This is a genomic window from Citrobacter sp. RHBSTW-00986, from assembly GCF_013783065.1.
In the GTDB taxonomy this organism is placed as follows: Bacteria; Pseudomonadota; Gammaproteobacteria; order Enterobacterales; family Enterobacteriaceae; genus Citrobacter; species Citrobacter braakii.
This window is the reverse complement of sequence record NZ_CP056200.1, coordinates 3,169,000-3,183,673: the sequence shown is the minus strand read 5'-3', so window position 1 is coordinate 3,183,673 and position 14,674 is coordinate 3,169,000. Positions and strand designations below refer to the sequence as shown.

The 14,674-nt window shown below is 51.4% G+C and carries 16 protein-coding genes; 7 read left to right on the top strand and 9 right to left on the bottom strand.

Annotation, left to right across the window (positions count from 1 at the left end):
• Positions 1-45 precede the first annotated feature (45 nt).
• From HV345_RS15565 to HV345_RS15555, 3 genes are all read left to right on the top strand, one after another.
• The gene (locus HV345_RS15565) at positions 46-762 is read left to right on the top strand and encodes a methyltransferase (protein ID WP_181635781.1); all 717 of its coding nucleotides are present in this window, start codon (positions 46-48) and stop codon (positions 760-762) included.
• Positions 763-1,093: 331 nt separating this feature from the next.
• The gene (gene bssR, locus HV345_RS15560) at positions 1,094-1,477 is read left to right on the top strand and encodes a biofilm formation regulator BssR (RefSeq protein ID WP_094760733.1); all 384 of its coding nucleotides are present in this window, start codon (positions 1,094-1,096) and stop codon (positions 1,475-1,477) included.
• 102 nt (positions 1,478-1,579) lie between these two features.
• Positions 1,580-2,677, top strand: a complete 1,098-nt coding sequence (locus HV345_RS15555) for a PQQ-dependent sugar dehydrogenase (protein WP_181598413.1) — start codon at positions 1,580-1,582, stop codon at positions 2,675-2,677.
• A gap of 5 nt (positions 2,678-2,682) precedes the next feature.
• On the opposite strand, the gene HV345_RS15550 is transcribed toward HV345_RS15555, so the two are convergent.
• Complete coding sequence (locus HV345_RS15550; protein ID WP_016156088.1) at positions 2,683-3,309, bottom strand: glutathione S-transferase family protein; 627 nt, start codon at positions 3,307-3,309, stop codon at positions 2,683-2,685.
• A 328-nt stretch (positions 3,310-3,637) separates the two neighbouring features.
• Here HV345_RS15550 and dacC point away from each other — a divergent pair, with 328 nt between their 5' ends.
• Complete coding sequence (gene dacC / locus HV345_RS15545; RefSeq protein WP_016156089.1) at positions 3,638-4,840, top strand: serine-type D-Ala-D-Ala carboxypeptidase; 1,203 nt, start codon at positions 3,638-3,640, stop codon at positions 4,838-4,840.
• Positions 4,841-4,885: 45 nt separating this feature from the next.
• Here the strand turns inward: dacC and deoR are convergent, their stop codons facing one another.
• Entirely contained in the window at positions 4,886-5,644 is a 759-nt protein-coding gene (deoR, locus tag HV345_RS15540; protein ID WP_016156090.1) for a DNA-binding transcriptional repressor DeoR, read from the bottom strand.
• Positions 5,645-5,708: 64 nt separating this feature from the next.
• Complete coding sequence (gene ybjG / locus HV345_RS15535) at positions 5,709-6,317, bottom strand: undecaprenyl-diphosphate phosphatase (protein ID WP_016156091.1); 609 nt, start codon at positions 6,315-6,317, stop codon at positions 5,709-5,711.
• Positions 6,318-6,614: 297 nt separating this feature from the next.
• Between ybjG and HV345_RS15530 the strand changes: the two genes are divergently transcribed.
• Positions 6,615-7,847: an MFS transporter gene (locus tag HV345_RS15530; RefSeq protein WP_047501216.1), complete on the top strand. Its 1,233-nt coding sequence runs from the start codon at positions 6,615-6,617 to the stop codon at positions 7,845-7,847.
• A 28-nt stretch (positions 7,848-7,875) separates the two neighbouring features.
• Here the strand turns inward: HV345_RS15530 and HV345_RS15525 are convergent, their stop codons facing one another.
• The 3 genes from HV345_RS15525 to HV345_RS15515 all read right to left on the bottom strand — a co-directional run bounded on the left by HV345_RS15525 (position 7,876) and on the right by HV345_RS15515 (position 10,287).
• Positions 7,876-8,157 carry a hypothetical protein gene (locus HV345_RS15525; RefSeq protein ID WP_047415290.1) on the bottom strand — a complete coding sequence of 94 codons (282 nt, stop codon included), beginning with the start codon at positions 8,155-8,157 and terminating at the stop codon, positions 7,876-7,878.
• A gap of 106 nt (positions 8,158-8,263) precedes the next feature.
• Entirely contained in the window at positions 8,264-9,079 is an 816-nt protein-coding gene (locus HV345_RS15520; RefSeq protein ID WP_181635780.1) for a Cof-type HAD-IIB family hydrolase, read from the bottom strand.
• Complete coding sequence (locus HV345_RS15515) at positions 9,079-10,287, bottom strand: MFS transporter (RefSeq protein ID WP_029139467.1); 1,209 nt, start codon at positions 10,285-10,287, stop codon at positions 9,079-9,081. The genes HV345_RS15520 and HV345_RS15515 overlap by 1 nt, the downstream gene beginning before the upstream one ends.
• A gap of 85 nt (positions 10,288-10,372) precedes the next feature.
• On the opposite strand from HV345_RS15515, the gene HV345_RS15510 reads away from it, so the two are divergent.
• The gene (locus tag HV345_RS15510; protein WP_181635779.1) at positions 10,373-10,933 is read left to right on the top strand and encodes a TetR/AcrR family transcriptional regulator; all 561 of its coding nucleotides are present in this window, start codon (positions 10,373-10,375) and stop codon (positions 10,931-10,933) included.
• On the opposite strand, the gene HV345_RS15505 is transcribed toward HV345_RS15510, so the two are convergent.
• Positions 10,920-11,717 carry an SDR family NAD(P)-dependent oxidoreductase gene (locus HV345_RS15505; RefSeq protein WP_181635778.1) on the bottom strand — a complete coding sequence of 266 codons (798 nt, stop codon included), beginning with the start codon at positions 11,715-11,717 and terminating at the stop codon, positions 10,920-10,922. The genes HV345_RS15510 and HV345_RS15505 overlap by 14 nt on opposite strands.
• Before the next feature lie 268 nt (positions 11,718-11,985).
• On the bottom strand, positions 11,986-13,671 hold the full coding sequence (locus tag HV345_RS15500) for an aspartate:alanine antiporter (protein WP_016152406.1): 1,686 nt from the start codon (positions 13,669-13,671) through the stop codon (positions 11,986-11,988).
• Positions 13,672-13,940: 269 nt separating this feature from the next.
• Here HV345_RS15500 and HV345_RS15495 point away from each other — a divergent pair, with 269 nt between their 5' ends.
• Positions 13,941-14,321 carry an inner membrane protein YbjM gene (locus HV345_RS15495; RefSeq protein WP_016152407.1) on the top strand — a complete coding sequence of 127 codons (381 nt, stop codon included), beginning with the start codon at positions 13,941-13,943 and terminating at the stop codon, positions 14,319-14,321.
• A 34-nt stretch (positions 14,322-14,355) separates the two neighbouring features.
• Here the strand turns inward: HV345_RS15495 and HV345_RS15490 are convergent, their stop codons facing one another.
• A complete protein-coding gene (locus HV345_RS15490; RefSeq protein WP_016152408.1) occupies positions 14,356-14,619 on the bottom strand; it encodes a GrxA family glutaredoxin in 264 nt (87 codons plus the stop codon).
• Positions 14,620-14,674: the final 55 nt, after the last annotated feature.

Below are 14,674 nucleotides of genomic sequence, written 5' to 3'. Positions count from 1 at the left end.
CGAGTTCCCCTAAATACCCGTACAACAACTGTACAAGGGTATTTTATGGCAAGAATAACTAAAAAGGAATCACAACTACATTTAAAAGTGATGGAGTTAGTACATTCAGATAGGCAACTAGCAGAAGATGATAAAGAGTTTATCTTCAATAATTACAAAGGTGATGGTATCGGAGCTACTGGTGCTTTCTTCACTCCCGAAATGTTGGCATGGGATTTCATGCTAGATGCTGGCTGTAGTGATGACTGTATAGAATTATGTGCGGGTATCGGGCGACTTAGCTACTTCCAGTTCATACGTAATAAACCATCGCACATAACATGTGTAGAGCTGAATCCAGAGTACGTAATGATTGGAAAGCGGGTATTGCCACAAGCCGAATGGGTCACAGGTGACGCACTCCAATACACACCAGAACGTTTCTACCGTGTAGCGTATGGCAATCCCCCATTTGGGAAGATCAAAACGTCAGGGACGTATACAGGCCGTTATACGGGTAGTGAATTCGAGTACAAGATAATTGATAGGGCAAGGGAGTATTCCAGTTATGGGGCATGGATTGTTCCACAGGGTAGTGCGGGATTTAAGTATTCAGGCCACACGTACTATGATCGTTCAGTACAGACAACCAAGTACCTGAAATTTGAAAAGGATACGGGGCTAATCTTACATCCTGGTGTGGGCATTGGTACATCAATCTATCGTGACCAATGGAACGGTACGAAGGTAACATGTGAATCGGTATTAGTTGATTATCAATAAGTTAACTGAATAGCATAAAAAATAACACAATATATTTATTGATTTTTCGGGCAGCCGAGGGAGACAAAGCCGATTTTCGGCTGGTGGGTTACATTGCTCATAGCGTAAAAATTGTTCAGTTATTGGAATATTCAGGGCACGGATTCTACAGAGTTCTGAATAAAAATTGTATCGCAATCTCATACCATCAGTCGCCACGCCCGGCGTGGAATTAAAGATTATTTGTAAATTGTGTTAATTTTCGGTGATGGATTGATCCTGGACACGACTTTGTTCAAAAAATGACCATACTATTAAGTTGCACCATAGTTGGAAAGAGGAGGAACAAAGTATGGTTGTTGACAGACTGAGAACCGATCTTCTCAACAAATTGATAAACGCCCGTGTCGAACTTGCCGCTTATCTGCTGTTGAGAAAAGCGAAAGGCTACATGTCAGTCAGCGAGAGCGATCGTCTGCGTGATAATTTTTTTGTACTGAATCGCGAATTGCACGAGCAATCACAGCTTCACGGTATGCATCTTGATCAGGAAGAGTGGAATGCCCTTCATCGTGCTGAAGGGGCGTTAGCCGCCGCCGCTGTTTGTCTTATGAGTGGACATCACGATTGTCCAACCTTTATCGCCGTTAACGCAGAGAAACTGGAAAACTGCCTGACAACGCTGACGCTAAGTATCCAGTGTTTGCAATCTTATTCAACGCTGGAACACGTCTGAATCAGGGGGAGGGCGCTCCCCCTTTTCGTTAAGATTATGTAAATGTGGAGGGATAATTCCCCTTGCTGGCTACGCTTTATGCAGAGCCATTAAGGAGGTGTTATGCGTCGACTCTTTCTCTGTGCTGTCCCACTCGCGCTATTTTCCTCTTATGCCGCCGCGGTAGAGGTGGAAGTGCTGCAAACGAAACTCGATCATCCGTGGTCGCTGGCGTTTTTACCCGACAATCGCGGTATGCTCATTACGCTCAAAGGCGGCCAGCTTCGACTTTGGCAGTCTGGAAAGGGGCTTTCCGACCCGCTAACCGGCGTACCCAAAGTCTGGGCGAATGGTCAGGGGGGATTGCTTGATGTGGCATTAGCTCCGGATTTTAAACAATCTCGCCGGGTGTGGCTTAGCTTTGCTGAAGCTGACGGTGAAGGTAACGCCGGGACAGCGGTTGGTTACGGACGACTGAGCGACGATCTTAAACATCTGCAAGGGTTCCAGACCATTTTTCGCCAACAGCCGAAGCTCTCCAGCGGAAACCATTTTGGCGGACGTATGGTTTTTGATGGCAACGGTTATCTGTTTATTGGCCTTGGTGAAAACAATCAACGTTCTACCGCACAGGATCTGGATAAGCTGCAGGGCAAGGTCGTACGACTGACCGATGAAGGAAAAATTCCGCCGGATAATCCGTTTGTGAAGAGGGCAGGAGCGCGGGCAGAGATTTGGTCATATGGTATCCGCAACCCGCAGGGGATGGCGATGAATCCCTGGAGCGATACGCTGTGGCTCAATGAGCATGGTCCACGCGGGGGCGATGAAATCAATATCCCGGAGAAAGGGAAAAACTATGGCTGGCCGCTTGCGACCTGGGGCGTTAACTACAGTGGTCTTAAAATTCCCGAAGCAAAAGGCCCAATTGTTGCTGGAACAGAGCAACCCATCTTTTACTGGGAAAAGTCACCGGCGGTCAGCGGAATGGCTTTTTATAATAGCGATACCTTCCCACAGTGGCGGCAGAAGTTATTCATTGGCGCGTTGAAAGATAAAGAAGTGATCGTGCTGAGCGTCAAAGGGAATGCCGTCACCGAAGAGGGGCGTCTGTTGCAGGAAAGGGGACAACGGATCCGTGATGTGCGCGTCGGACCAGACGGGTACTTATACGTACTAACCGACGAGTCCGACGGGGAATTACTGAAAGTGAGTCCCTGATTTAGTTAGCTGACCGGGATCATTACGACTTTTTGAAACGCCGGACGTTCGGTCAGTTGCTGATACCAGTTCTCCAGATGTGGGCGCGGGGTCCAGCTCAGGCCAACGTTGAACAGGTTATAGATAAACGGCGCAACGGCGATATCGGCAGTGCCAAATTCAGCCCCGGAGAACCATGGCTGGTCCGCCAGCGCGTTATCCAGAATAGCAAACAGGTTATCGCACACCTGACTACCCGCCTCGATTGCCGCCATATCGCGTTTCTCGGCAGGGGTTCTGACCAGGCCAAACAAGATAACCCGATGCGCAGGACTTAGCGTCTGGTTTGCCCAGTCCATCCATTTTTCACCGACGGCGCGCGCGGCCGGGGCGTCAATCCACAAACGCTTTTGTCCGTACTGAGCTGCCAGATAGCGGACAATGGTATTGGATTCCCACAGAACAACGTCCGTTTCATCATCACGTAGCAGCGGGACCAGTCCGTTCGGGTTGAGTGCCAGATAGTCGGCATCGCGGTTACCGCCATGCTGTCCGCCCGCCAGAATTTGGTTATACGGCAGTTCCAGTTCCTCGAGCGTCCACAATACTTTTTTTACGTTGGTCGAGTTATTGCGACCCCACAGTGTAATCATAGTAACCCCGCAAATTAATTGAGCAGCTTTATGGCTGCAGATGCCATCTGACTAGCCCACATGGTGGGGTAAACCTAATATTTACGCAACAAAGTCTAAAAAAATCGTGCCAGGAGCAGCGCAGCGCGGTGTTATTGCATAAACTTTAAAAACTTTACCAACTTACGGTTTCTTTAAGCTCGTTAGTGCGTTATTACTCACCGCACTTATTTTACACGTCATCCATCAGACCTTTTCTGTATGGGTTGGCCAGGGTCGCCTGGCCGGTTTTGTGTAAACACGGTGTGGTATGACGTGGTTTTTTGGAATGGATACTCGGGTGGCATTTATGACGCAATACTTCTCTTCACTTCGCAGCTTTGCTGCAGGTTCTGCACTCTTAATCCTTTTGGCGCCGAGCGTACAGGCGGCGGAGCAACCAACGGCCCCACCGAGCGTCGACGCGCGCGCGTGGATCCTAATGGATTACGCCAGCGGTAAGGTACTGGCGGAAGGTAATGCTGATGAGAAACTGGATCCTGCCAGTCTGACCAAGATCATGACCAGCTATGTGGTCGGTCAGGCGCTGAAGGCCGGGAAAATTAACCTCAACGACATGGTCACCGTGGGCAAAGACGCCTGGGCGACCGGTAATCCGGCCCTGCGCGGTTCGTCGGTTATGTTCCTCAAACCCGGCGATCAGGTTGCAGTGTCCGATCTGAACAAAGGCGTTATCATCCAGTCTGGTAACGATGCCTGTATCGCACTGGCTGATTACGTTGCCGGCAGCCAGGAATCCTTCATTGGTCTGATGAACGGCTACGCGAAAAAACTGGGGCTGACCAATACCACTTTCCAGACCGTGCATGGCCTGGATGCGGCAGGACAGTTCAGTACCGCACGTGATATGGCCCTGCTCGGGAAGGCGCTAATCCACGATGTACCGGAAGAGTACGCTATCCACAAAGAGAAAGAATTTACCTTTAATAAAATCCGCCAGCCGAACCGCAACCGTTTGTTGTGGAGCACCAACCTGAACGTGGACGGTATGAAAACCGGTACCACGGCCGGGGCGGGATACAACCTGGTCGCTTCCGCGACCCAGGGGGATATGCGCCTGATTTCCGTGGTGTTGGGGGCGAAAACCGACCGCATTCGTTTTAATGAGTCAGAAAAGCTGCTGACCTGGGGCTTCCGCTTCTTTGAAACCGTTACGCCGATTAAACCGGATGCCACTTTCGTGACGCAGCGCGTCTGGTTTGGTGATAAGAGTGAAGTTAATTTGGGTGCCGGAGAAGCGGGCTCGGTGACTATCCCGCGTGGTCAGCTCAAAAACCTGAAGGCCAGCTTTACCCTGACCGAACCACAGTTAACCGCGCCGCTGAAGAAAGGCCAGGTTGTGGGGACTATCGACTTCCAGTTGAACGGGAAATCCATCGAGCAGCGTCCACTGATGGTGATGGAGGCCGTGGAAGAGGGGGGATTCTTTAGTCGCATGTGGGACTTTGTGATGATGAAATTCCACCAGTGGTTTGGCGGCTGGTTCTCTTAATCTTAGCGTTTGCCGGATGACGCTATCGCCATCCGGCAGTATCGCTTAATACATCAGTTTGATACGTTGCGCTTTCGCGTGCTCAACAAACGCCTCGTCAGGACGGCTATCGCTGACGATGGTATTAAAGCGTTTTACTTCACCCATCCGCGCAGGACGCACCTTACCAAATTTGCTGTGATCGACCACCAGCACGTGATGCTGCGCCATCGACATCGCCCAGTGCTTCACCGGTAGCTCTTCCAGGTTAAAACAGGTCGCGCCTTTCTCAATATGAACGCCAGCTGCGGAATAAAAAGCGATATCCGGGCACAGGTTGTTCAGCGTTTCCTGGAAATCAAGCGGTTTGAAAATTGCGTTGCTGGCATGGAATTCGCCACCACACAGAATGACGCGGCACTGCGGTTTTTCCTGTAGCACCAGAAACGTATTCAGCGAGTAGCAGATTGCGGTGAAAGGCAATTCATTGTCGATAGCCTCAATGATCCACGGCGTGGTGGTACCACAGTCGAAAAAGATAGTCTGATGTGCCTGCACGAGGCTTGCCGCCATCTGGGCGGCACGGCGCTTTTCATCAACCAGTCGGGATTTTTGATCGCTGATTAAATAGTGATTGGCGCTGCGGGGTTCCAGAACAATATAGCCCCCGAGCAAGACGACGGGAGCATCGTGATTATTCAGGTCGCGACGAATGGTCATCTCAGATACGCCCAGCAGCGTCGCGGCTTCTTTGAGGTGTAATTTATCGCTGCGTTTCAGCGCCTGCAGTAATTGACCAATACGCTCGTCGCGTCGAGTTTCCATAGTTCCCCTGGAGAGTAGAATAAGTGCTCAGTATCGCGCTTAATACTACTCTTTTTACCGTGGGTTAGTCACGCACCCAGCCTTTACGGATGGGCAGAGCGAAGCAGGCGCGATAGCCATTTTGCAAGCCGAGGTACAGGGGCGTGCCAAACCGCTGCCAGATCATCTGAGCGCTCAGGCAGCCAATCAGCCCGGCGAGTAATCCTCCCAGCATATCCAGCGGCCAGTGTACGCCAAGGTAGACCCGCGACCAGGCAATCGCCACAGCAACGACCATCAGCAGAGCGCCCGTCCACAGGCGATGCCAGAACAAGAAAGCCAGTGCAAAGGTAAAGATAACCGTACCGTGATCGCTCGGGAAAGAGTCATCCGCCGCATGATGCAGGAAGTTGTAACCGATGTGGTTAACAAACGGACGATCGTGAGGGAACAGATGCCCCATCAGCCATGAAATCGTCAGACCGACGATCAGCGCAATCGCCATTTTTATAACTAACTGGCGCTGGAGAGTAACCTGGGCCCGCGGCCCCCAAAGCCAAAGCACAACGGCTAACAGCGGTACGATGTTAATCAGGTCTTTGGCAATAAAAATGGCAAGCGATATCATCCATTGCGCAGAGTCCGGCGTGGCATTGATGAGATAAAAAAGTGAGTTGTTCAGATTTTCCAGCATAACGTCCAGACTCAGTGTAATCGTTAAAAAGGCCCAAGAGGGGAGAGCATAAAATTGCTTTCACGGGATAAAAAGCGGTCTTGTCTTATTTGTCTGTTAAATGACTATTTTTCAGACAATTAATGAGACTTATTGAACATGATAGCGGCCTCAACTTAAATTAACCTTAACGCAAAATGTTCCTGAGCAAATGAGTGTAAAAATGTGCGCAATTTGCTTTCAAATCACATAATTCACTATCACCAGTACGGCGCATTTATTACACTTTGCGCGATTTTTCTATAGTTAAGAGACTGCATGCAGAACCGTTTATCTTCAGGCGCCCGTTTGGGGCGTCAGGCATTACTTTTCCCTCTCTGTCTGGTGCTTTACGAATTCTCTACTTATATCGGCAACGATATGATCCAGCCCGGAATGTTGGCGGTGGTGGAGCAATATAATGCCGGATTAGATTGGGTGCCCACATCCATGACCGCCTATCTGGCTGGCGGCATGTTTTTGCAGTGGTTATTAGGACCGCTGTCGGATCGAATTGGACGTCGCCCGGTGATGTTAACCGGCGTGCTCTGGTTCATTGTGACCTGCCTTGCAACCCTGCTTGCGCAGAATATTGAGCAATTTACCTTCCTGCGTTTTTTACAAGGGATAAGCCTGTGCTTTATTGGTGCGGTGGGTTACGCCGCAATTCAGGAATCCTTTGAAGAAGCGGTGTGCATAAAAATTACCGCGCTGATGGCAAACGTAGCGTTGATTGCGCCCCTGCTGGGGCCGTTGGTCGGTGCAGCCTGGGTACATGTTCTGCCGTGGGAAGGGATGTTTATCCTGTTTGCCGCCCTGGCCGCCATCTCTTTTTTTGGTCTGCAACGCGCGATGCCGGAGACGGCAACCCGGCTTGGTGAAAAGCTGTCGATTAAAGAGCTGGGCAAAGATTATAAGCTGGTGCTGAGGAACGTGCGCTTTGTTGCAGGCGCGCTGGCATTGGGTTTTGTCAGCCTGCCGTTACTGGCGTGGATTGCGCAGTCCCCGATTATTATCATCAGCGGTGAACATCTCAGCAGCTACGAATATGGCCTGTTGCAGGTGCCGATTTTTGGCGCGTTGATTGCCGGTAACCTGGTACTGGCGCGCCTGACCTCGCGAAAAACCGTACGTTCGCTGATTATCATGGGCGGCTGGCCAATCGCCGTCGGGCTGGTGATTGCCGCTGCGGCCACGGTGGTGTCATCCCATGCTTATCTATGGATGACGGCGGGTTTAAGCATCTATGCGTTTGGTATTGGCGTGGCGAATGCGGGACTGGTACGTCTGACGCTGTTTGCCAGTGAAATGAGTAAGGGCACGGTTTCTGCCGCCATGGGTATGTTGCAGATGCTGATTTTTACCGTCGGTATTGAGCTGAGTAAACACGCTTATCTGCTCGGAGGAAACGGCTTGTTCAGCCTGTTCAATCTGGCAAGCGGCGTACTGTGGGTGATTCTGATGGTTATCTTTCTGAAAGATAAACGGGTAGGGGATTCACGGGAAGGTTAAAGCCCGGTTGCCCGGGCCAGGCAAAAACTTAGTGGTGATCGTCAATCTGGTGTTCGATGATCATTCCTTCACCGACGCTGGCAACATGTCGCGCATAAGGATGTGCGCGATAGACAGGGGCCGGGGCAGGCGTCGGAGCAACATACACCGTTTGTGGCGCGGTGGTAACGCTGACCGCCTGCGGAACGCTGACGGAAGAGGGCACTACCACCACCTTATAACCGCTTGGTACATCAACGGTAACGCTTTGCGCAAATGTTGTCCCCGCAAAACCCAGCAACAATGTCGCTATCAGTACACTTTTCTTCATAATCCGCTCGTCTGAATATTCACTGGAGGTAATAATCCAGCGGGTTAATTTGAGGCGGATTATGAATAGATCATGCCATCATTTTGTTGCCGTCTGTGCTGAGGCGTTATTGCGTAAACGGTGCTTCATTCTTTAACACGCGGTCGATAATATCCAGCACGCTCTCTTCATTGTTCGACCCTGCGCGATATTTTGCCGCCTGGATAACCGGCTCATGGGCGTTCGCCATTGCAAAACTAAATCCTGCCTGACGCAGCATCTCAATATCATTGCCGCCATCGCCAAACACAACAACCTCATCGTCGGTAATATTCCAGCGTTGTTGCAGCAGACGCAGACCGTTTGCCTTATGCACTCCGGGTATAATTAAATCGATGCTGCCGTAGCCGGTATGTACCGGTACCATAATGTCGCCAATCGCCTCATGGAGGTCAGCCTGCACCTGGGGGATACGATCGTCTGAAATATTTAGCCCGAACTTGAAGAAAACGTCATTGAGGTTGTCAAAATTATCCACAAATTCAAGACGATGATAATACATGGCGGAGACCGTCTTATGCTCATCGCTGTACCGCTTCAGGGTATAAGCGCTATTTTTACCGCAGGCGATAATGTCGGTGTCCGTACGGGTCAGCAGATGTTCCACGATGGCCTGGAAATCGTCTTTTGCCAGCTCGCCGTTAAAGACATCTTCCCCTTCACTGACCACCCATCCGCCGTTTTCGGCAACAAATGAGATTTCACTGGCCAGTTCAGGAAAAAAGGAGATGAGCTGGTAATATTGGTTGCCGCTGGCGACCACAAAGCGGATCCCTTGTTCTTTCATCTGGCGATATTGCGCCATAAAGCGCTCACGATTATAGGTTTTTTGGTCGCTTAAAAATGTGCCGTCCATGTCGACTGCAATCAGTTTGATACGCATTAGCTGTTCTCCATCACAGTGGTGTTTTTGAGATCCGGTTTTGCCACCGCTTTCGCGACGATGGCGGCGACAAGCACCAGCGCCAGCACCACCAGCATAGCGCTACGCAGGCCGTAGTGTTCACCCAGGTAGCCCAGCAGCGGTGGTCCAACCAGGAATGCCAGATAGCCGGTAGTGGCGACAACGCTGACGCGGGTTGGAGCATCGGGGCCGGTGTCGCTGGCAGCCGAAATGGTCAGTGGGAAGCCCAGTGATGCGCCGAGTCCCCACAAAATAACGGAAACACCCGCCACCCAAGTGCTGTCGACAAAAATAATCAGGCTAATCCCAAGAGCACCCATTAGCGCACTGGCGCGCACTACCGCGACGCGGCTGTAGCGGTCGATGAACCAGCCGCCAGTAAATCGTCCAACGGTCATACCCAGCGTAAATCCGGCATAAATCAGCGAGCCTGATGTCGGGCTAAATCCATGTCCGTCCACCATCAGCAGCGGAAGCCAGTCGTTGGCGGAACCTTCAGCAAATGCCATTGCGAGCACCACGACGCCAATCAGCAATAACTGAATATCGCGATAAAAAGGCAGTCCTTTTTCGCCGGAGTGAGACCCGTCAGCGGCATTTTTACCCGTGCCGTCAGGAATGGCTTTGATGGCGATGAAGATAGGGGTGATAGCCACCATCGCCGCCAGCAAGATATGCGCGGTCGCCGGTACGCTGAAGGCGGTAAGCATCATCCCGACTCCGGCACCCGCCAGCGTTCCCAGGCTGTAAAAACCGTGCATCATCGGCAGTACGGTTTTATTCATTTCGCGCTCAACAGCCGCACCTTCGACGTTGATGGCAACTTCTGCTGCGCCAAAGCTGGCGCCGAACACGCCCAGACCAAATGCGAAAAGCCATGCGGAATGCAGCCAGAGCGCCACGCTGAGGATTGCCATTCCGAGGACTGCGCAAGACATGGTGGTGCGGATCACTTTACGCGTGCCAAATCGTTTCACCAGCCAGGCCGAACAAAGAATGCCACTCATCGAACCAATTGAGAGTCCAAACAGCACCGCGCCCATTTCGGCGGTTGAGATGGAGAGGATATCTCTGATGGCAGGGGTACGCGTTGCCCAGGAGGCCATTAATAATCCTGGTAAAAAGAAGAACGTGAACAGTGCCCAGGTGCGACGTCTTAAGGCTTTGCGTGATGAGATGCCAGTCATGAATTCGAGCCGAAGAAAAGAGGAAAGAAGACAACCTTAGCAAGGTTGTGTACATTTGTACACAAATGCAAGAAGAGGTAATGCAGTGCGACGTGCGAACGATCCGCAGCGGCGGGAAAAAATAGTTCAGGCGACTCTGGATGCGGTAATAGCCCATGGTATTCATGCGGTTACACATCGGAAGATTGCGACAATTGCTCAGGTGCCCTTGGGTTCTATGACCTATTATTTTTCGGGAATTGATGAGCTTTTAATGGAGGCGTTTGACCGTTTTACTGACAGGATGATGCTGCAGTATCAGGCTTTTTTTGCCGACGTTGCGGATGCGTCGCAGGCTTGCCATGCGATTACCGATATGATTTACAGCTCCCAGGTCACGACACCCGATAACATGGAACTCATGTATCAGCTGTATGCCTTCGCCAGCCGTAAACCGGCACTAAAAACGGTGATGCAAAACTGGATGTTACGCAGCCAACAAACGCTGGAGCAGTGGTTTTCTCCGGTTACGGCGCGGGCGCTGGATGCGTTTATTGAAGGGATGACGCTGCATTTTGTCACGGACAAAAAGCCGCTGCGGCGAGAAGATATCTTGCTGATGGTGGAGCGTATTGCGGGGTTGCCCGCGACGGTCAGTTGTGCGTAGCGCCGCCGGTAATATTCACCACCGTTGCGGTGATTGCTCCGGCATGGTCTGAAGCCAGAAAGGTCATTACCTCAGCGATTTGTGCAAGCGTAGGCAGACGCCCAAGCATGGTACTTTGCGCCGCACCACCTAACCATTGTGCGACGGTTATACCTATTGACTGCGCTTTAGCGGTAAAAATCTCCCCGGTATAGGAACCGGCCTGAACGGCATCCACAATCGCATGCGAGCGCACGCCGACGACCCGAATATTCGCCGGCCCCAGTTCGCTGGCAAGCGCTTTAATAAAGGCCTCTGTTCCCGCACAGCCAACGATGTGTCCCAGATGTCCAGGTATCGCCATCGGGGCCGCGGGCGCAACAACGGTGAGAATGACGCCCGCACGATTGCCGCCCATGTGTGGTGTTACGGCTTTTGCGATATTGAACTGCGCCGAGAGGAAAGGGGTGATACCGCTCATAAACTCAGAAAGGGATAACGCCTCGATGCGTTTGCCCTGTTCATGCATAAAGCCGGTTGCGTTAACCACCACATCTATTCCACCGGTTTGCTGCGCAAGCTGAGTAACTGGTTTTGAGGTGCCGTATTCGTCGAGTACATCGGTGACAAAGGTTTCGACGGCACCGCCCGCGGTTCGAATGCTACTGGCCGCCCAATCCAGCTTTTCCTGACTGCTCGCGCCCAGATACACATGGGCGCCTTCACGCGCCATGGCATGCGCAACTGCACTACCTATAGCGCCGCTGCCTCCGAAGATTACCGCGACTTTGCCTGCGAGTAACATAGCACCCCCCATTATCATTTAGCTCTGACTAAAAGTATGTGTCATAACCAGCATGCTGCAAATGTGAGAGAGTTTCGGGGGGAGGGAGTCAGCGATCGCAAAATTCAGGCAACAAAAAACCCATCAACCTTGAACCAAAACGGCGGGGTTGATGGGCTCCACAAATTGGGGACATCAAAGAAAAGCAGTGGCAATAGTTATGACTGACGTCTTGAAGAAAAGTTCTGCTTACCTGCAAAAAATTTTCGTTTAAGAGTAAATTTCAGCGCTAACCAAGCCCAGGCCAGACAATGACGATGAGTGTCCCCGCTAATGTCAGCAGTACGTTGGCAATTGCGTAGGTCCCGGCATAGCCTAATGCGGGTATGTTGCTGCGTGCCGTATCGCTGATGATTTCCATTGCCGGAGCGCAGGTACGCGCGCCCATCATGGCGCCAAAAAGCAGGGCGCGGTTCATGCGCAATACGTAAGCACCGAATAAGAAACAGATGACAACCGGCACCAGGCTGACAACCAGGCCGGCAATCAGCATTTGCCCACCCACGGCGCCAAGGCCATTGCCAATGCCGCTGCCCGCGCTTAAACCGACGCCTGCCATAAATACCATCAGGCCAAACTCTTTGACCATGTTCAGCGCCCCCTGTGGGATATAGCCAAACGTTGGATGGTTGGCACGCAGGAAGCCCAGCATGATCCCAGCGAACAGCAGTCCAGCCGCATTCCCGATGCCGAAGCTGAAATTACTGAACTGGAAGGTGATCATCCCGATCATCAGACCGATGATAAAGAAGGCGCAGAAGGCCAGCAGATCGGTCACCTGACTGTGAATGGAAATGAAGCCGATACGATCGGCAATGGTTTTGACGCGGCGAGCATCCCCACTGACCTGCAGCACGTCGCCTTTATTAAGCACGACGTTGTCATCGATAGGCATTTCAATCTGGCTACGGATCACGCGGTTGAGAAAACAGCCGTGATCGGTCAGCTTCAACTGGGCCAGGCGGCGGCCAACGGCATTGTGATTTTTCACCACAATCTCTTCAGTGACGATGCGCATATCGAGCAGATCGCGATCGAACACCTCTTTACCATTACGGAAGCTGGGATCGAGGCGGGCATGCGCATCCGGATAACCCACCAGGGCTATCTCATCGCCCATTTGCAGTACCGCGTCGCCATCCGGGTTGGCCAGGATGCCGTTGCGACGGATGCGTTCAATGTAACAACCGGTCTGGCGATAGATACCCAGCTCGCGCAGATTTTTGCCATCGGCCCATGCCACCAGTTCCGGGCCAACGCGATAGGCACGAATTACCGGCAGATAAACCTTACGGTTGGCATCAGTGTCCAGACCTCGTTCACGTGCGATTTGTTGGGCGCTGGTTTGCAGATCCTGATGCTGAAGTTTCGGCAGGTAGCGCGCGCCAACAATCAGACTGACCAAACCAATCAAATAGGTGAGCGCATAACCGAGGCTCAGGTTATCGAGGGCGGTTGAAAGCGATGTCCCCGACATTCCGGAATGGCGCAAGGTGTCACCCGCGCCGACCAGCACCGGCGTTGAGGTCATCGAGCCGGCCAGCATACCTGCCGTCAGGCCGATGTCCCAGCCAAATAGCTTACCCAGCCCCAGGGCGATCAGCATGGCGCTGCCGACCATCACCAGAGCAAGCATTAGATAATTTTTCCCATCGCGAAAAAAAATCGAAAAAAAGTTGGGACCGGCTTCGACGCCGACACAAAAAATAAACAGCATAAAGCCGAGATTTAATGCATCGGTGTTAATACTAAAGTGCTGTTGACCTAATAATAGGGACACCACTAAAACGCCAATGGAATTACCGAGTTGGACTGAACCCAGACGTAATTTACCCAGACACAGGCCCAGTGCCAGGACCACAAATAATAACAGGATGTAATTCCCATTTAACAAATCTGCGACGTTTATATTCACGGAGACTAACTTCTTGTTTACTAGTAAGCTATTGAAAGAAATGGCAATTTACGCTAATGTTTTTGCCAGAAATTAAGGGGCGACAGCTTCGTACACAGCCCCGAATAATGCAGCATAACAATATATGCGGTTAGTTTAATCTCATTACGTATCAACGGCTATAAGAATCGTGTGAGTGTGTTTTTGGCATGGAATGCCTGGTTACTTTATCTGACTGGACGCCTGCGGGCGAAAAGAGTGTTCGATAGAGAATGTGTCAGGAGGAACAATTGAAACATAAGCAAAGTTGGGCGGGTGCGGTCTGCTGCTTTGTGCTCTTTATTGTGGTGTGTCTTTCATTAACGCTGAACGTGAAAGGGGCATTCAGAGCGGCAGGGCATCCTGAGGTCGGATTGTTGTTTTTTATCCTGCCTGGTGCTGCAGCAAGCTTTTTCTCCCATCGTCGGGAGGTGCTCAAACCCCTTCTTGGTGCCATGTTGGCGGCGCCGTGCTGTCTGTTACTGATGCGGTTCGTTTTTATGCCGACGCGTTCATTGTGGCAAGAGCTGGCGTGGTTGTTTAGTGCGGTGTTTTGGTGCGCGCTTGGCGCATTGTGTTTTTTGTTTATCAGCAACTTGTTCAATCAGCATCATCGACGGAAAAAGAACTGAAGACGCCCTCCAGCGGAGGGCGTAGAAACGGCGATCAGGCGAACAGATTCATGTTCTCTTTTGCCCACGCTTCAAAATCCGTGCAGCCGCCGATGTGTTTTTGATCAACAAAAATCTGCGGAACGGTTTCAACTGGCTTACCTACCGTCTTTTCCAGATCGGCTTTCGTAATACCTTCGGCATGGATATCAATGTAGCGGAAGTTAAAATCGTCATGCTCATTGCTTAATTTTTCTGCTAATTCTTTTGCGCGCACGCAATACGGGCACCCTGGACGACCAAAAATAACGGCAAACATCTCTCTCTCCTCGAACTTATCAGGCCGGATGGCAATACTTGTTATGATGCCGCGA